This is a genomic window from Lysobacterales bacterium, assembly GCA_019634735.1.
Lineage (GTDB): Bacteria > Pseudomonadota > Gammaproteobacteria > Xanthomonadales > UBA2363 > Pseudofulvimonas.
Genome location: JAHCAT010000001.1, coordinates 129627 through 147993, shown reverse-complemented (window position 1 = coordinate 147993; position 18367 = coordinate 129627). Strand labels below are relative to the sequence as shown.

Annotated in this window: 9 protein-coding genes; 6 read left to right on the top strand and 3 right to left on the bottom strand. The window is 72.4% G+C overall.

Going from position 1 to position 18367, the window contains the following annotated elements:
• Window positions 1-185: 185 nt before the first annotated feature.
• From KF823_00580 to KF823_00570, 3 genes are read right to left on the bottom strand one after another with little or no spacing between them, the layout of a single operon-like run.
• Window positions 186-1703 (bottom strand): hypothetical protein, encoded by a 1518-nt coding sequence (locus tag KF823_00580; protein MBX3724398.1) that lies wholly within the window; start codon window positions 1701-1703, stop codon window positions 186-188.
• Window positions 1651-3375 (bottom strand): DUF2207 domain-containing protein, encoded by a 1725-nt coding sequence (locus tag KF823_00575; protein ID MBX3724397.1) that lies wholly within the window; start codon window positions 3373-3375, stop codon window positions 1651-1653. The genes KF823_00580 and KF823_00575 overlap by 53 nt, the downstream gene beginning before the upstream one ends.
• Entirely contained in the window at window positions 3372-3926 is a 555-nt protein-coding gene (locus tag KF823_00570) for a LemA family protein (GenBank protein ID MBX3724396.1), read from the bottom strand. Before KF823_00570 ends, KF823_00575 begins: the two co-directional genes overlap by 4 nt.
• Before the next feature lie 204 nt (window positions 3927-4130).
• Here KF823_00570 and KF823_00565 point away from each other — a divergent pair, with 204 nt between their 5' ends.
• From KF823_00565 to recD, 6 genes are all read left to right on the top strand, one after another.
• Complete coding sequence (locus KF823_00565; protein MBX3724395.1) at window positions 4131-5738, top strand: AbgT family transporter; 1608 nt, start codon at window positions 4131-4133, stop codon at window positions 5736-5738.
• A 16-nt stretch (window positions 5739-5754) separates the two neighbouring features.
• Window positions 5755-6339, top strand: a complete 585-nt coding sequence (locus KF823_00560; protein ID MBX3724394.1) for a GreA/GreB family elongation factor — start codon at window positions 5755-5757, stop codon at window positions 6337-6339.
• Window positions 6340-6381: 42 nt separating this feature from the next.
• The gene (gene asnB / locus KF823_00555; GenBank protein MBX3724393.1) at window positions 6382-8256 is read left to right on the top strand and encodes an asparagine synthase (glutamine-hydrolyzing); all 1875 of its coding nucleotides are present in this window, start codon (window positions 6382-6384) and stop codon (window positions 8254-8256) included.
• 680 nt (window positions 8257-8936) lie between these two features.
• Window positions 8937-12626 carry an exodeoxyribonuclease V subunit gamma gene (gene recC, locus KF823_00550; GenBank protein ID MBX3724392.1) on the top strand — a complete coding sequence of 1230 codons (3690 nt, stop codon included), beginning with the start codon at window positions 8937-8939 and terminating at the stop codon, window positions 12624-12626.
• Complete coding sequence (locus KF823_00545) at window positions 12623-16264, top strand: UvrD-helicase domain-containing protein (GenBank protein ID MBX3724391.1); 3642 nt, start codon at window positions 12623-12625, stop codon at window positions 16262-16264. Before recC ends, KF823_00545 begins: the two co-directional genes overlap by 4 nt.
• Complete coding sequence (gene recD / locus KF823_00540) at window positions 16261-18141, top strand: exodeoxyribonuclease V subunit alpha (GenBank protein ID MBX3724390.1); 1881 nt, start codon at window positions 16261-16263, stop codon at window positions 18139-18141. Before KF823_00545 ends, recD begins: the two co-directional genes overlap by 4 nt.
• The last annotated feature ends 226 nt before the right edge of the window (window positions 18142-18367 follow it).

Genomic DNA, 18367 nt, shown 5'->3' with positions numbered 1-18367 from the left:
CGGGCGGCACGCCCTGATCCCGGCGGCCCTCTCCGCCGCCCCTCCCCCGCAGGCGCGGGAGGGATGAGGTGGGGTGGCGTCGCACTGGCGCAATGCCGACTGGCAGCGGGCTGAGACGCGATTCTGATCAGGACCGGTCGAGGGATTCGCCTGCGCCTGCCCGCGACCCGGCAGGCGCAGGTTCCCTACTGGAAGCCGTCGGCGAAGATCGTATCGACCAGGGGCTCGAGCGCGCCGAGCGACGGCGCCGGCGGGCGCGGCCGGCCGAGCAGGTCGTCGACGGGCATGAAGGCGGGATCGGCCTGGCCGATGCCGGCGCCGCCCTGCCCCGGGACGCCCCAGGCCAGCGCCAGCGCAGCAAAGGCATCGGCGATCCGGTCGTGGCCGCCGTTGAACTGGCCGGCGGCGGCGTTCCACCAGGGCCGCACCAGGGTCGCCGGGTCCGGCAGGCCAGGGTTGCCGACCACCGCGCGGGCGTCGTTGCCGATGTTGACCAGTTCGGACGGGTGGTTGGGCAGCGCCGCCCCTGCGTTCCAGTACAGGTTGCGGTCCAGCACGAAGCTCGTGGTCTGGCCGACCGGCGTGGTGCTGAAGCGGGTCATGGTGCCGGTCGGATCGCTCCAGACGTTGTTGCGGAACGCCATGCCCTGGTTCGGCGGGTTGGCGCCCTCGGTGTTGAGGCGCATGGCGTAGGCGGTGCCGGGCAGGTTGCCGGACACGGTATTGGCGCGGAACAGCACGTCGCGGCAGCCCTTGCTGCCGAAGGCGGCGCGGATCGGGTTGCCGGCGTTGCCCAGGAACAGGTTGTTCTCGACCAGGACCTCGAAGGCCTCGTGGTAGGGATTGCCGTCTTCGCCACAGAGCAGGAAGGTCGAGCCAGGCGAGCCCTGCCAGTTCAGGAACAGGTTGCGCCGGATGCGCACGTCGCGGGCGCCGATCAGGCCGTCGTCGTTGCCGTTGGAGTCCTTGACGACGATGAAGCTTGAGGTGTCGTTGCCGACCGGCCGCCCGGACGCGGCGAAATCGTTGAAGAACACGTTGCCCTCGACCAGCACGTCCTCGACGCTGTTGATGTCGATGTGCTCGTCGCTGCCGGACTGGTTGTAGAACAGGTTGCCCAGCACCTGCACGCGGGTGGCGCCGTTGTTGATCTTCAGCAGGTCGTTGTTGTGGCTGTCGTGGATGACGTTGTCAGCCAGCACGATGTCGCTGGCCGGCTGCCCCGAGAGCGCCTGCACCTGCACCACCAGCGCGCCTGCGCCGGCGCCGGTGTGGGCGATGTCGAAGCCCTCGATACGGACGCCGCGCACGCCGACGCTGCCGTCGTAGACGGTCAGCACGGTGGCGTTGTGGCGCAGACGGGCCCGGTAGGGCTGCTCGGAACGGATGGTGACCGGCGGGTCGAACTGGCCGCGAATGCGGATCCGGCCGCTGTAGGTACCCGGCCTGACCAGCAAGGTGGCGCCGGCCGGCACGCGATCCAGGCCGTAGGTGATGGTTGCCCAGGGCTGTGCGGCACTGCCACCACCCGGCTGGTCGATGCCATCCGGGGCGACGTACCAGGTGCCGCCGGCCATCGCCTGGCCGGTGGCGAGCAGCAGGACGGCGCCCGCCGCCCGCAGGCGGACCGGCGTGGACCGCCCGCTGCGCTCAGCGGCCACCGCCACCGCCGCCACCGCCGCCGCCGCCGGAGCGCCCGCCACCGCCGCCGCCGGACGAGCTGCCCGGCGGCCGCGACGAAGAGGCGATCGTACTGCTCAGGCCGCTGCCGACCGCCCGGCTCAGGCTGCCGAGGTCCTTGACGCCGCCGCCCCGATACCAGGCGATGCCCGCCGTTGCCGCCGCTGCGGCCGCGGCGCCGACCGCCAGGGTGAACTTCTTCGACCAGGCATCCTCGACCTCCAGCGCCACCGCATAGGGCAGCAGGGCCTCGTAGCGCTCGGCATCGAGCACCGGCGGCTGGTCGGGGCCAGGCATGGCGGCGAGTTCGTCGCGCTCGGCGACGCTCAGATAGCGGCGCAGGCCCTCGATCTCGTCGAGCAGCTTGCGGCCTTCCGGTGTCGGGGCGCGCACCAGGCGCGCGAACACGGCCAGCACCACCAGCATGAGCACGCCGATCGCGATCATCAGCGCGATACCGGCGCCACCCGACAGCAGGACGGCCGCTGCCATGCCGGCCACGGCGATCAGCCAGGCGATGCCGACACTGCCCAGGTTGCGCTTGAACAAGGCCGGCTCGTAGCGGGTGATGAGGGCCTTGTTGTGCGCCATCTGCGCGCCCTGCACGGTCGAGGCATTGGTGTTGCGCAGCACCAGGGTGCGGCTGCTGCCGCGGAACAGCCGGGAGAACAGCGCCTGCTGGCTGTCCGCCAGCGGCCGGTCGCCGGCCTGCTTCTCCAGCTTCCACTCGTCCTTGACCAGCTTCTTGTCGCGCTCGATGCGCAGCGCGCCGGCCACCGCCATCGACAGCACGTCGCTGGAGAAGCAGCGCATGTCGTAGGTCATCCTCCGCATGAAGCGCAGTCCGGCCGGGGAATGGCCCTCGGGCGGCTCGTACCGCGCGATCACCACGCCACGTGGCGGATCGCGACCGACCTGGTGCCAGCGCCGGATGCAGTAGGCGAGCAACACCACCAGTGCGGCCAGGGCGATCAGCACGCCACGGTTGTCCTTGAGCAGCCAGGCGATGCGCTGGCCCTGGGTGGGCTCGGGCACCAGACCCTTGGGGAAACCAAGCACCACGGTCAGGCCTTCCTGCGGGCGCAGGCCGCGGGTCAGCGTCCATCGCGCCTGGCCAGGGCCGGTCACCTCCTGGGTGAAGTCGCTGCCCTGGGCGCCGTCCGGGCCGCTGTAGCCATCCAGGCGCATGTCCTGGGTGGCGACCGGCGCCGGCGCCCGGACGTCGACGCTGCCGGCGTCGATGGGGAACATCCAGCCATGACCGATGGCGTTGAAATAGAGCTCGTCGTGGTTCTCGAAGAAGCCGAGCTGACGGGTGGTCCGGTAGCGCAGCGTGTAGGTGTGCTTGGCCGGCACCGGCAGGAAATCGTCGTTGCCGGTGTTGATGCGCACGCCGTTGGCCATGCGCTCGGTGAACCAGGGCTCGGGCTGGCCGTTGCGCTCGACACCGAGCACTTCGAGCTCGACCACCACGTTGTTGCCGGCGCGATCCCGGTAACGGGTGGGGAAATCGCGGTAGATGCCGCGCCGGATATTGCGACCCTCGGCGCGCACCGCGATCGTCTCGACAACCTCCAGGCTGGCATCGGACTGGATTGCGATGTCGACGTCGTAGCGAAGGATGCGCTCGTCGGCCCGCAGGCTGCCGCACACCAGGAGCGCAAGGCCCGCCAGGGCCGCCAGGATTCCCTTCATCGTTGCAACTCCACGGCAATGGCCGCGCGCTCGCCAGCGCCGGCCTGGTAGAACTCCGCCAGGGCAAAACCGGCGGCACGGGCGACCAGCAGGTCGGGAAAGCGCTGCACCGCGTCGTTGAGGTCGCGGACCGCGCCGTTGTAGAAGCGGCGGGCGTACTGGAGCTGGTTCTCGACATCGACCAGGTCGCGCTGCAGCCGCTCGAAGTTCTCGCTGGCGCGCAACTCGGGATACGCCTCGCGCAGCACGAACAGGCGCGACAGGGCCTGCTCGAGCAGTCCCTCGACTTCGCCCAGCCGACCCGGGCTGGACAAGGCCATGGCCTGCTGGCGCAGGGCGGTGACCGTCTCCAGGGTGGCCCGCTCATGGTCGGCATAGGCGCGCACGGTGGTGACCAGTTGCGGCACCAGGTCGTGACGGCGGGTCAACTGGACGTCGATGTCGGACCAGGCGGTGCGCACCTGGTTGCGCAGACGCACCAGGCGGTTGAACAACCACACTGCCCAGGCCAGCAGGGCCAGCAGGACGATCGCGAACACCGTGCCGCTCATGAACCTGCCCTCCGACCCGCCATCGTGGTCTCCCCTGGATGTCGCCGCAAAGTATCGCCGAAGAGGCTGGCGCCCGTCCGGTCCACGGCGTGCCGGCCGCTTCGGGGCCATGGGCGACCCAGGCCGGCCCCGGTCTCTCCGACCGGTACCGGATGGCCCGCCCGGCGGCTATAGTCCGGCGCTGCACCGCCCGATGACGCCCGCATGACCGCCGCCGAACCGCTGCCGCCCGCACCGCCCGTCCGCCGCTCGGCGATCGACCGTTTCCTCAACATCGTCGAGCGCGGCGGCAATGCCCTGCCCCACCCGGCGACCCTGTTCGCGATCCTCGCGGTGCTGGTGATCGTCGCCTCCTGGCTGGCCTCGATGGCCGGGGTCTCGGTGCAGCACCCCAAGACCGGCGACACCGTCGAGGTGTTCAACCTGCTCAGCGTCGATGGCCTGCACCGGATCATGACCGGCCTGGTCACCAACTTCACCGGCTTCGCCCCCCTGGGCACCGTGCTGGTGGCCCTGATCGGCATCGGCGTCGCCGAGCACAGCGGCCTGATCGGCGCCGCCCTGCGCCTGCTGGTGCTGTCCTCGCCAAGGTTCCTGCTGACGCCGATCCTGGTGTTCGCCGGCGTGATGTCCAACATGGCCAGCGAGATCGGCTATGTGCTGCTGGTGCCGCTGGCCGGCCTGATCTTCATCGCCGCCGGTCGCCACCCGATCCTCGGCATGGCCGCCGCGTTCGCCGGCGTCTCCGGCGGCTACTCCGCCAACCTGCTGATCGGCACCATCGACCCGCTGCTGTCCGGGCTGTCGATGGAGGCGGCGCGCATCATCGATGCCGACTACACGGTGACGCCGCTGGCCAACTGGTACTTCATGATCGTCTCGACCCCGCTGGTCACCCTGCTCGGCTGGCTGGTGACCGAGAAGATCGTGGCGCCACGTTTCCCGGACACGCCCACCGCCGGCGCCGCCAGCGCCGACGATCCGCAGGCGCAAAGGCTGAGCGCCGCCGAGCGACGCGGCCTGCGCTGGGCGATCTACGCGACCCTGGCATTCACGGCCTTGCTCATGCTGGGCGCCCTGCCGGTCGGCAGCATGCCGGGTGCCGGCTTCCTGCGGGTCGCCGGCGAGACCGACCTGCTGCGCTCGCTGAAGCCGATGCTGGACGGTGTGGTCGCCATCATCTTCATGTACGGCGTGATCGCCGGCATCGCCTACGGCGTCGGCGCCGGCACCATCCGCAGCGACGCCGACGTGATCAAGGGCATGAGCGCCAGCATGGCGACCCTGGGCAGCTACCTGGTGCTGGTGTTCTTCGCCGCCCAGTTCGTGGCCTTCTTCAACTGGACCCAGCTCGGCCTGGTGCTGGCGGTGAACGGTGCGGCCTCGCTGCAGGCAGCGGGTCTGTCGGCGATCCCGCTGTTCGTGCTGTTCATCCTGCTGACCGCCTTCGTGAACCTGTTCATGGGCTCGGCCTCGGCCAAATGGGCACTGATGGCGCCCGTGTTCGTGCCGATGTTCATGCTGCTCGGCTACTCGCCCGAACTCACCCAGGTCGCCTACCGCGTGGGCGACAGCGTGACCAACATCATCTCGCCGATGATGAGCTACTTCGCGCTGATCATCGCCTTCTTCCAGCGCTACGAGCCGAAGGCCGGCATCGGCACCCTGGTCGCGGTGATGTTGCCCTACTCCATCGTGTTCCTGATCGGCTGGTCGGTGATGTTCGCCATCTGGCTGGCGTTCGGCCTGCCGATCGGGCCGGACGCCCCGCTCGACTACGTGCCCGCCGCCGCGGCCGCGGTCGCACCCTGAGCGCGCGGGCGCGGTCGTGGGTCGCTGGCGGCCGCCGCCGGAGCGCGCCACCGCGCTGGTCACCCGCGACGGCCTGCTGCGGCTGCAGGCCGAACTGGACGAGCTGTGGCGGCTGCGGCGACCGGAGGTGGTGCGCGCCCTTGCCGCGGCCGCGGCCGAGGGCGACCGCTCGGAGAACGCCGAATACATCTACCGCAAGAAGCAGCTGGCCGAAATCGACCGCCGGGTGCGCTACCTGGCCCGACGCCTGCCGTCCCTGCGTGTGGTCGAGACGGCGCCCGCGGACCCCGGGCGCGTCTGGTTCGGCGCCTGGGTCGAGATCGAGCACCAGCAGGTCGCAGGCGCCGACGCACGATCCGCCAACGCGGCACGCTGGGTGGCTGACGGGGCCCCTGGGCCCTGCGCGACCGATGCGATCGCGCGCCACCGCATCGTCGGCCCCGACGAGACCGATGCCCGCCAGCGCTGGATCAGCGTCGACTCGCCGCTGGCCCGGGCCCTGCTCGGGCGTCGGGTCGACGACGAGTTCGAGGTCGAGCTTCCCGCCGGACGCACGCGGGTCTGCATTCTCGAGGTGCGCTATCGTGAATTCGATTCCTGACCACCGGCACCTGGCCGACCTTCCCGGGAGAATGCGGACACCATGTGCGGCATAGCAGGCATCGTGCGCCCCAGGGGGGCCAGCGTTCGCCCGGAGGAGATCCTCCGGCTCACCGACCTGATCGCCCACCGGGGCCCGGACGACGCCGGCCTTCATCTGGACGGTGCTGTCGGTCTGGGACACCGGCGCCTGAGCATCGTCGATCTGTCTCCGGCCGGGCACCAGCCCATGTCCAGCGCCGACGGCAGCGCCTGGATCGTCTTCAACGGCGAGATCTACAACCACGCCGAGCTGCGACGGCAACTCGAGGGGCTCGGCCACAGTTTCCGTTCCACGACCGACACCGAGGTGATCCTGGCCGCGTTCCGGCAATGGCGCGAGGACTGCGTGCACCGCTTCGAGGGCATGTGGGCGTTCGCGATCTGGGAGCCGGCGCGCCGCCGCCTGTTCTGCTCGCGGGACAGGCTCGGCATCAAGCCCTTCTACTACGCGCTGGCGGCCGGCAGCTTCGCGTTCGCGTCCGAGATCAAGGCGGTGCTGGCCAGCGGCGTGGTGCCGGCACGCGCCGACCTGGCGGCGCTGCGGCTGCAGCTGGTCTACCGCGCCCGAACCGCCAACGACGCCACCTGCTTCGAGGGCATCGCCCAGCTTCCACCGGCCCACAACGCCGTGCTGGAGGACGGCCGTCTGTCGCTGCACCGCTACTGGGAGGCCGGCGCCAACCACGACCCCGGCGACTGGCGCGGTCCGGATCTCGCGACCCGCTTCCTGGACGAACTCGGCCAGGCGGTCGAATCGCACCTGCGCAGCGACGTGCCGGTCGGCGCCTGTCTGAGCGGCGGCCTGGATTCCGGCTCGCTGGCCTTGCTGGCGTCGCGCCGGATGGCAACGCCCCTGCGCACCTTCTCGGTGACCTACCCCGGCACGCCGTTCGACGAATCGCGCTGGATCCATGCCCTCACCGCCCAGGAACGCAATCTGGCGCCGACCGAGGCCCGACCCGACGGCAGCGACCTGGTCGATGTCCTGGAGCGCGCCACCTGGCATTACGAAGAGCCGCTGTGGGGCCACAGCGTCTACTCCTGGTGGCAGGTCATGAAGGCGGTCAATGCCGGCGGCATCAAGGTCGTGCTAAACGGCCAGGGGGCGGATGAACTGCTGGCCGGCTATCCGCGCTATTACCCCACCTACCTGCGCGAGCTGCTCATCAAGGGCCGCCTGCCCTCCTTCCTGCGCAATTTCGAAGGCTTCCGCAGGCAGCAGGGTGGCATTTCGCGCGCCGCCCTGCTGCGCGACCTGGCGACGCCGTTCTGGCCGGACTGGCTGCGCCGTGGCGCCCGTCTGGCCGGGCGCGGCCAGGCCTACGACGACCGCTTCCTGGCGCCGGCACTGCGCGAGGTGCGCGATCCGGCTACCGAGGCGCTGGCACGCCGGGCCTTCGTATCGCTGGACCGGCACCTGCGCAGCGACCTGACCGCCACCCGGCTGCCGGAACTGCTGCAGGCCGAGGACCGCTTCAGCATGGCGTTCTCGATCGAAAGCAGGGTGCCGTTCCTTGACCGTCGGTTCGTCGAGTTCGCCCTGGCCCTGCCGGCGCACGAGAAGATCGACGCGGGCACCACCAAGGTGGTGATGCGCAAGGCCATGCGCGGTCTGCTGCCCGACATCACCGTCGATCGGCGCGACAAGCAGGGCTATCCGACGCCGGGCGAGACCTGGCTGCGCGAGCACGGCGCCGAGTACGCCGGCGACCTGCTGGCCTCGCGCAGCTTCCGCGAGCGCGGCGTGTTCGACCCGGCCGCCACCGATGCCGCCTTCGCGCAGTGGCGCGCCGGCAGCGGCAAGCTGCCGGGGCTCTGGACCTGGCTTTCCACCGAGATCTGGTGCCGGCGCTACCTGGACGCCCAGGTGGCCTGACCCCGGGCAGGTCCTGCGCTGGTCGTGGTCGGCATCGTTGCCGGCCGAGCGGCGCGCGCTGGTCGGGACAGCCCTCTCCCCCGCCCCTCCCCCGCAGGCGGGGGAGGGGAGAAGTGCGGTGCCGTCGCACTGGCGGCACGAGCTTGGCAGGGCGCGGCCTGGCTGCGCGCGGCGGCTACAGGGCAACGCCAGCCGGGCCAGAGAGCGCCAGGATCAGACCGCGCTCCACCCACTGCAATCCGCTCCCCGACCCCGACCCCGACCCCGACCCCGACCCCGACCCTGATCCCTGATCCCTGATCCCTGATCCCTGATCCCTGATCCCTGATCCCTGATCCCTGATCCCTGATCCCTGATCCCCGGTCCCTGATCCCTGATCCCTGATCCCTGATCCCTGATCCCTGATCCCTGATCCCTGATCCCTGATCCCTGATCCCTGATCCCTGATCCCTGATCCCTGATCCCTGATCCCTGGTCCCTGATCCCTGGTCCCTGGTCCCTGGTCCCCGGTCCCCGGTCCCCGGTCCCCGGTCCCCTGTCCCCGGTCCCCGGTCCCCAGAGATTCCGACGAAACGCCACGTATCAGCAGATGAGATGCGAAGCAGGCATCCTGTCCTCGGCATCGTCCTCCGGCGTTCGCCACCGCGCTCGCATCACCTCCGCGGCCCAGGAAGCAGGACTTGGAAGCGACCGACCCCAGCACCGGCATCACCCTGTTGCGCGCCAGCCGCCTGGAGGCGCTGGTCAAACCCCTGCAGATGCTGCTGGCGCAGACCCGCCCGGACAACCCGCTCGTTGCGCAGACGGTGATCGCCGCCCATCCGGGCATGCGCCAGTGGCTGGCCGGCGCCCTGGCGCGCGAGGTCGGACCGGCACGGATCGTCGCCAACCTCGACCTGCTGCTGCCCAGCACCTGGCTGGACGGGCTCTCCGCCGCGCTGCTGGGCGAGCGCGCGGTGGCCTTGCCCCAGTACCGCCGCAGCCACCTGCGCTGGACGCTGCATGCGCTGCTGGCCGAACCTCGGAGGCACGGCGTGGGCGATGCCCGGGTGCTGGCCTACCTGGATGCCGGCGCCAGCGCCGACGAGCGCGCCCTGCGCCGCTTCCAGCTGGCCGACCGCCTGGCCCGGGTCTACTCGCAATACCTGGTGTACCGCAGCGACTGGCTCGCGGCCTGGGAGGCCGGCAAGCCGGTGTACGCGACCGCGAAGTCCGGGGATGCCGCCCTGCGCACGCTGGAATCGGCGTTCCTGGCGCCCTTGTGGCAGGCGGCGGCTGGCTCGCTGGGCGAGCACCGTGGTGGCCTCGTCGAGGCGCTGGTCGAGCGGCTTGCCGTCGCGGAGGAGCGGGCGCCCCTGCACGTGTTCGGCCTGTCGCACCTGCCGCCCGGCGAGCTGGCGGTGCTGCGCGCCTATGCGCGCACCGCCCCTGTTTTCCTGTACGTGCCCGACCCCTGCCGCGAGTACTGGGGCGGACTGCATCCCGCCATGGGCGAGGGGGCCTGGCGGCAGCCCGACGGGGCCGCCTGGCAGGCGTACCGCGGCGACGAGCAGGGCCGCCTCGACGACCCCGATGCCCTGGACTGGCGCGAGCAGGGGCACCCGCTGCTGGCCCGCTGGGGCCGGCTGGGCCAGCATTTCCTGGCCGCCCTGGTCGAAGGCGAGGTGCGCGAGGACATCCGGCACTGGCAGGACAATGCCCCGGTGGCGCCCGGCAACCGCCTCGAGCGACTGCAGGAGAGCCTGCGGCAACTGCAGCCCGCCCTGCTCCAGGAGGACGCCGCGGCAGCGGCCGCCCCGGCCGATGCCAGCCTGCGCATCCACGCCTGCCACACCCGGTTGCGCGAGCTGGAGGTGCTGCGCGACGCCCTGCTCGAAGCCGTGGCCGACGACGGTCTGCGGCCGGGCGACATCGTGGTGATGGCACCGGACATCCAGGCCTACCTGCCGTTGATCCCGGCGGTGTTCGGGGAACCCGGCTCGGCGCGTGAGCGCCTGCTGCCCTACCACCTTGCCGACGTGCCGGTGGCGCGCAGCCATCCGATGTTCGAGGTGTTCCAGGATCTGCTGGGGCTGGCCGGCGCGCGGATCACCGCCCCCGAGGTGGTCGACCTGCTGGGTGTCGCCGAGGTGCGCCGCGCCCTGGCGCTGGACGCCGCCGATGCCGACCTGCTGGTCGAATGGCTGCGCGCCAGCCGCGTCGCCTGGGCGCTGGACGGCCGCCACAAGGCGGCCCTGGGGCTGCCGGCGCAGGCCGGGCACAGCTTCGCGTGGGCGATGGATCGGATGATCGCCGGCTACCTGATGGCCGAAGCCGGTGCCGACGACGACCCGCATGCCGTGACCCTGCCCGACGGCACCACGGTGCTGCCGCTGGCCGGCATCGACGGCCCGTCCGCGGCCGCAGTGGGCAAACTGGATCGCCTGCTCGGCGAGCTGCAGGCGTGGCGCACCCTGGCCGATGCCGAGCTGCCGGCCAGCCTCTGGGCCGGTCTGCTGCGTGCGCGGGTCGACGCCCTGCTGCGCGCCGACCCCGACGATGCCGATGCCCGCGCGGCGCTTTCCGTGGTGCACCGGGCGATCGCCCAGGTGGCCGCCGAGCCGGCCCGCAACCGCGAAGATCCGTTGCTGCGCCTGGCCGTGGTCCGCGAGCTGCTCGACGATGCCCTGGCCGGCGCGCCGGAACGGCAGCGTTTCCTGATGGGCGGCATCACCTTCTGCGGCATGGTGCCGCAGCGCGCCATCCCGTTCGGGATGGTCTGCGTGCTGGGCCTGGACGAGGGCGCCTTTCCGCGCCGGCCGGCCGACGGCGGCATCGACCTGATGGCGCGCCTGCGCCGGCTCGGCGACCGCGACGTGCCCGGCGACGACCGCTACCTGTTCCTGGAAACCCTGATGTCGGCGCGCGCGCGCCTGCACCTGTCCTTCACCGGCCAGAACGTGCGCGACGGCAAGCACCGCAATCCGGCCGCACCGCTGGCCGAACTGCTGGCCGAGCTGGACCTGCACGCCGGCATCGCGCCCGACGACCAGGCCGCGCCCCGAGCCTGGCTGGTGCGGCATCCGCTGCAGCCCTTCGACGCACGCTACTTCGACGACAGCCATCCGGCGCTGTTTTCCTACTCGACGGCCTTCGCCGCCATGCAGGGCGACGGCCGGGCGCCGCTGCCGGGCCTGCGCGACGGCGGCCTGCCAGACCCCGAGCCACCCCCCGACACCTTGCCGCTGACGGTGCTGGCGAACTGGTTCCGCGATCCCGCCCGAGGATTGCTCAGCGACCACCTGCAGCTGTCCCTGGATGCCCTGGACGACGCCGCCGAGCTGCCGGAGGACGAGCCCCTGGACGGCATCGCCCGTATCGACGCGGTGGCGCGGCGCGTGTTCCTGGGCGCGGTGCTGCCGCGCAAGTGCGCCGACCCTTCCTGGCAATGGGACGGCACGCCGCCGGACTGGGTCCGCCATGGCGGCCTGCTGCCGCCCGGCGAGGCCGGCGAGGCGGCCTGGCTGGCAGAGGCCCGCGCGGTCGAATCCCTGTGGACCCGGGCCGCCGCCTGCGGCCGCTTCGACGGGCGTGGCGCCGACGGCGGCCAGGCGGTGCGTGTCGACGTCGCCCTGCACGAAGGCGACCCCGCCGAGCCGGCGCCGGCCGCGCCGCAACGGATCGCCGGCACGCTGCGCAATGTCTTTCCGCTGCGCGACTCGGTGCAGGGCGTGCACCTGGTGCTGGCCTTCCCGGACCCGAACGATGCGGATACCGGCCTGAAGAAACCCGAAAGGCTGAGTCTCAAGGAACGCGTTCCCGCCTTCCTGCAGTGGGCCATGCTGCGCCTGCAGCGCGCCAGCGAGGGCTCGGCCGCGCCGGTGCGGCTGACCATGCTGGCCCTGGAGGAGCCCGATCTGGCGACGCAGGTGAACGACTGGGATGCGCGCTACTGCGAGGCCGACGAAGCACAACGGACCGCGCTGGAGGATGGGCTGCGCGGGCGGCTGCGCGCGCTGGTGCGGCTGTGGCAGAACGGCTGCGCCGGCCGCTCGCGGCTCCATCCGCGCTCGGCCTGGGTGGCGCTCGGCAAGAGACCGCCCGGCAGCGACGACGAAGCGGGCTGGATCCAGTCCGCGGCAGGCGCGGTGGCCGGCGCCTGGGCGGGCAGCGAACACGGCGCCATCGGCGAGCGCGACTACGCGCCCGGCTACGCACGGTTGCTGGATGGCGACCTGGTGTTCGGCGATGCCGACAGCGATCCGGACCATCAGGCGCTGCGCGCGCTGCTGCGCGAGGCCCGGCAGATCGAGGCATTGATCATGCCCGGCGAGGACCCCGGACCGGCGATCGCCGAACTGGCCGCCGGACCCGGTGGAGACCCGGCATGAGCGGCGCCCCCGACTGGACCGCCCTGCCGCTGGCCGGCGATGGCCGCAGCCTGGTCGAGGCCAGCGCCGGCACCGGCAAGACCTGGACGATCGCGGCGCTGTACCTGCGCCTGCTGCTGGAGCAGGGCCTGGCGCCGCGCCAGATCGTCGTCAGCACGTTCACCAATGCCGCCGCCGCCGAGCTGTCCGAGCGCCTGCGCGGCAGGCTGCTGTGGGCGCTGGCCGAGGCCGGGCAGGCGCGGGCCGACGAGGCGCCGGGCGAGGCACGGGCCGACCGTGCCTGGCTGCACGATCGCTGGCGCGCCGGACCAGCCGCACGGGCACGCGACGTGCAGCGGCTGCAGGCGGCCCTGACCGGGCTGGACGGCGCACCGGTCGGCACCCTGCATTCGCTTTGCGCGCGCATCCTGGCCGAGCACCCGTTCGCGGCCGGTGCACTGTTCCGGGGTCGCACCCTGGTCGATGCCAGAACCCTCGAAGCCGACCTGGTCGCCGACCTGTGGCGGGTGATCTCGCAGGGCGATGCCGCCGACGAACTGGTCGGCCTCGCGCGCACCGCCGGGATCTCGCGCAAGGAGCTGGAACGCTATGTGCCGGCCCTGCTGCAGCCCGACGTGTGCGTGGCGCCGACGGCGGCGGCGACCGTGCTGGAACGGGTCGGCGACCTGATTGGCGATCCCGGGCGGTGGGCGGACGACCTTCAGGCCGTGCTCGCGCAGCCGGCGCTGCTCAATCCCAGGGGCAGGCTCGCCAAGGCATGGCAGAGCGTCGCAACGGCCTTGTCCGAGGGCGGCTCGGCACTGCCCGATGCGCTGTGCGCGCATCACGAGGTGCTGGCAGAGGCGGCGCAGATGACTGGCGTGAACAAGGTCGGCAAGGAGCATCCCGGGGTTCAGGCACTGGTGAAGCAGTCGGTGGCGCTTGCCACCGGTCTGCCGGCTGTGCTGCTGGACCGCGCCGCCAATCCCCTACTGCGCCGTTTCCTGGCCGCCGCCCAGCGCTGGTGCCGCAAGGCCATGCAAGTGCGCCTGGATGCCGCCAACCAGTCGACCTTCGACCAGCTGATCCACCATGTCCGCGCCGCGCTGGTGCCGCGCGACGGCCAGCGCGCCCTGGCCGACGCCCTGCACGCCGCCTGGCCGGTGGCGCTGGTCGACGAATTCCAGGACACCGACCCGGTGCAGTTCGGCATCCTCGATGCCATCTACCGCGACGGCTCGGGCGCAGCCCGCGGCCGACTGGTGATGATCGGCGATCCCAAGCAGGCCATCTACCGGTTCCGCGGCGGCGACATCGCGGCCTACGCGCGCGCCAGGGCAGGGGTGCCCGAGCAAGACCGGCTGACCCTGGGCACCAACTTCCGGTCCAGCCGCGGCTACGTGGAGGCGGTCAACCAGTTCTATGCGGCCACCGGCACCGGGCTGGGCCCACCGGGCACCGCCACCGACATCGTCTTCGAGCCCGTTCGGGGCACCGGCCGCCGCGACCCCGAGCCCTTGCGCGACGCCACCGGTCGGGCCATCGACAAGCCCCTGGTGCTCCACGAACTGTCCGCCGATCCCGATGGCGGCCGCCTGGACACCCAGGCCCTGCGCGCCTGCGCCGCCCAGGTTGCCCTGCTGCTTGCGCCGGGCGCCCGGCGCATCGGCGAGCGCCCCCTGGTGCCCGGCGACATCGCCGTGCTGCTGCCCGGCCACGCCCAGGTCGCGGCGCTGGCCGGCCTGCTCAAGGCGCTCGGCATCCCCTGCGTGACCGGCTCCCAGAAGAGCGTGTTCGAATCCCCCACAGCCCGCGACCTGCGCCTGGTGCTGCACGCCGTGCAGCACGCCGAGGATCCACGGGCGGTGCGCGCCGCGCTGGCGACGCGACTGCTCGGCGGCAGCCTGGCCGGGCTGCAGGCCCTGCGCCACGACCCGCTGGCCTGGGACAGGCATGCCGGCCGCCTGCGCGCCCTGCACGCGCGCCTGGAGCGCGATGGCCCGCTTGCGGTGGTCGCGGCGCTGCTCGATACGGAGGCCGCACGGCTGCTTGCCACCGTGGCGGGCGAGCGCATGCTCACCGACCTGCGCCACCTGGGCGAGCTGCTGCAGGACGCCTGGGTCGGCTGCGGCAGCGGCGAGCGGCTGCTCGCCTGGTTCGGGCGCCAGGCAGCCGACGACGCCAACCGCGGCGAGGCCGCCGAGAATCGGACGCTGCGCCTGGAGTCCGATGCCCAGCGGGTCCGGCTGATGACCCTGCACGCCAGCAAGGGCCTGGAGTTCGGCGTGGTGCTGCTGCCGCTGCTGTGGAAGCACACCCGCTCGCAGCGGGCCGCCTCAGCCGCCCACCTGCTTGGCGATCCCGGCGGCGAGGGCAGGCACCTGGTGTTCGGTCCGGCGAAGGTCCAGGTCAAGGCCCAGGAATACGAGGAGCGCTTCCGCATGCTGTACGTGGCGCTGACCCGTGCCATCCATGCCTGCCATCTGTTCGTGCCGGGCCCGGCGGTGCTGGCCGCGCGGCGCGCGCTCGCCGAGGTGCCGCTCAACGCCCTGGACCTGTCGGACCTTGGCGCCGGCCAGCACGGCACCGTCGACCGAATCGCGCGCATCGACGGCTGGCCGGAAACCGACGGCGCGAACTGGCAGGACGACCGCGCCACCGGCCGCGTGCGCAGCGCACGCCGGCTGCCGGCTGCCCCGACCGACCCGCTGCCGATGCGGCACAGCTTCACCACCCTGGCCGGCGGTGGCCGCCACCGCGTCGCGGATGAGGAAGGCGCCGCCGAGGACGAGACGGTCGCCGGCCTGGCGGATGGCATCGCCGGGGCGGAAGCGCCCGCAACGATCCCGACGTGCGCCGACCAGCCGCCCCTGGATACGGCCACCTGCCATGCCGATCTCGACGCGCTGGCAGCGGTCGCCGGCGCCGATTTCGGCAACGCCGTGCATGCTCTGTTCGAACACCGCAGGCCAGGCCGCGCGGTGGCGGCAACCGAAGCCATCGACGCCCTGCGCGAGCACGGCGTCCGGCCGCGCGAGGGGACGCTCGAGACGCTGGCCGAGCCGCTGGCCCGGCGCCTGAACGCGGTGCTCGGCGCGCGGCTTGGCGACGCCGCGGGGCCGTGCCTTGGCGACCTGCCAGCGGGCGACATGCGTGCCGAGCTCGAGTTCGACTACCTGCTCGACGGCGTCGACCTGCGCGCCCTGCGCCTGGCCTGCGAGGCGCAGGGCGAGACCGGCCTGGTGCCGTTGCGCGACCAGGTGCTGGCCGGCCTGATGAACGGCAAGATCGACCTGGTCTTCGCCCACGACGGACGCTTCCACGTGCTCGACTACAAGAGCAACCAGCTGGCCCGCGGGCCGCGCGCCTGCCTGGAGGACTATGCACCCGAGGCGGTGGCGCAGGCGGTGGCCGCCAACGGCTATCGCCTGCAGGCCCTGCTCTACACGGTGGCGCTGGAGCGCCACCTGCGCGAACGCATGGGCGCGAGCTACCGACGCGACCGGCATCTGGGCGAGTGCTGGTACCTGTTCATCCGTGCCACCGGCCTGCTCCTGCCCGATGGCAGGCCTTGCGGCCTGTGGCGACACCGCTTCGGCGACGGCCTGCTCGATGCCGTCCAGCGGGTGCTCGGCCTCGAGGCGGGGCAGCCGGCATGAACACAGGCATCGCAGGCGACCGTTACGGTTTCTCCCGCCCGTCCGGCGAGGCTGCCCTGCCCGAGGTCTGGCGCGAACTGGACCGCGCCGTGTGGCGCTGGGTGCTGGCGCATGGCGGCGCGCCCGCGGTGGCCGCGCTGGCCGGCTGGGCGAGCCATGCCGATGGCCAGGGGCACAGCGCCCTGCCGCTGTCGGCATCGCCGTGGGCCGCTGGCGTCGGCTGGCCGGACGCGCCCGCTGCCGCCCTGGCCGGCAGCGACTTCGTCTCCGTCGGGGCGCTTGCCGGTACCCGGCCCTTGGTGCTCGATGACGATCATCTTTACCTGCTGCGCAACCACCGCGCCGAGACCGCCGTGGCTGCGGCGCTGGCGGCACGCCGCGCTGGCGCCGTTCCGCCGCGGCAGCCGTTGACGGACGCCGACCTGTGCGCGCTGTTCAACGGCCCGGCGACGCCGGAGGAGGCCCGGCAGCGCGATGCCGTGGCCCGCGCGCCGGGCAAGCGCCTGATGGTGCTCACCGGCGGTCCGGGCACCGGCAAGACCAGCACGGTGCTGCGCATGCTGCTGGGCCTTTCGCGCGAGCACCAGGCCTGCCACGGGACGCTGCCGCAGGTGCGCATCGCCGCACCGACCGGCAAGGCCGCGCAGCGGCTCGGCGAGTCGCTGCGGCAGGGCGCCGACCGGCTGCTGGGCGCGACACCGCCGCTCGGCCCGGCCTGGGCCACGCATCTCTCCGCCGTGCTGGCCGCCGACGCCGGCACCGTGCACCGCCTGCTCGGCAGCCGGGGCCGGCAGGGCGGGTTCGTCCACCATGCCAGGCACCACCTGCCGGCCGACATCGTCGTGCTCGACGAGGCCTCGATGCTCGATCTGGGCTTGCTGCGCGCCTTGCTGGCGGCGCTCCGCGAGGACGCCGTGCTGGTGCTGGTCGGCGACGCCGACCAGCTCACCTCGGTGGCCACCGGTTCGGTGATGATGGACGTGGTCGAGGCCCTGGAGGCCGACCTGCGCGACGACCTGGTGCGCCTGGAACACTGCTTCCGAGCCGATGCCACCCTGGTGCCGATCCACGCGGCGGTACGCGCCGGCGACCCGCAGGCGTTCCGCACGGCGTGGCGCCAGGCCGCCGGCGATGGAAGCGCCCAGGGGCGCCCGGCCGCCGCCCTGCACGCGGTGGCCGATGCCGGCGACCTGCACCGGCGCCTGACCTCCTGGGCCGGAGACCTGCAGCGCCTGCTGGACGCGGCGCAACTGCACCACCCGGTCGCCCCCGACGATGCCGAAGGCCTGCGCACCCGCCTGGCCGTGACCCGTCGCCAGCAACTGCTGTGCGCGCAGCGCGAGGGCCCGTTCGGCGCGCTTCAGGCGGCCGCCTGGCTGGCCAGCCGCCTGCGCCGCGCCCCGATGCTGTCGGGCTGGGCCGACCAGGCCTGGTGGCCCGGGCGCTGCGTGATCGTCACCCGCAACGACGCCGCGGCGCAGCTCTACAACGGCGACGTCGGCATCTGCCTGCTGGTCGACGACGGCCCCGACGGCCAGCGGCTGCAGGTCGCCTTCGAGCCAACCACGCAGGCCGTCGAGGCCGGCCAGACGGTCCGGCTGTTCGACCCGAACACCCTGCCGCCCCACGAGGACGCCTTCGCCCTCACCATCCACAAGAGCCAGGGCTCGGAATACGACCACGTCGCCGTGCTGCTGCCGCCCGACCCCGAGTCGCCACTGCTCTCCCGGCAGACCCTGTACACCGGCCTGTCGCGGGCAAGGAGCTCGGTCGAACTGTGGAGCGTCCCGGACGCCACCGACAAGGCGATTGCCACCGTGCTCCGCCGCCATGGCCGGCTCGCAAGTCGCATCGTTGCCCAGGTGATGTCGACTTGAGTCGCGGAAGGGATGGCGTCGATGAATGCTGGACCCGCGCTTGTTGCATGCGGAGCCGGACCGGCTCCAGGGTTTCCAGCCACTCCCCACTGCTTGCCTCGTGGCGGCGGACGGCGCCCTAGTTCTGAGGTTCGACCGCCGCTTGCGTTGGGCTGCTGGGCAGTGGGCTCAAGGCTCCCCAGCCCCGCCTCACACAGGCAGCAGACGTGCCAAGGCGGCGTAAGGC

Excerpts from the sequence above, each read along its gene's own strand:
- KF823_00575 (MBX3724397.1), bottom strand. The coding sequence starts at position 3,375 with ATGAAGGGAATCCTGGCGGCCCTGGCGGGCCTTGCGCTCCTGGTGTGC.
- KF823_00570 (MBX3724396.1), bottom strand. The coding sequence starts at position 3,926 with ATGAGCGGCACGGTGTTCGCGATCGTCCTGCTGGCCCTGCTGGCCTGG.
- KF823_00565 (MBX3724395.1), top strand. The coding sequence starts at position 4,131 with ATGACCGCCGCCGAACCGCTGCCGCCCGCACCGCCCGTCCGCCGCTCG.
- asnB (MBX3724393.1), top strand. The coding sequence starts at position 6,382 with ATGTGCGGCATAGCAGGCATCGTGCGCCCCAGGGGGGCCAGCGTTCGC.
- KF823_00545 (MBX3724391.1), top strand. The coding sequence starts at position 12,623 with ATGAGCGGCGCCCCCGACTGGACCGCCCTGCCGCTGGCCGGCGATGGC.
- recD (MBX3724390.1), top strand. The coding sequence starts at position 16,261 with ATGAACACAGGCATCGCAGGCGACCGTTACGGTTTCTCCCGCCCGTCC.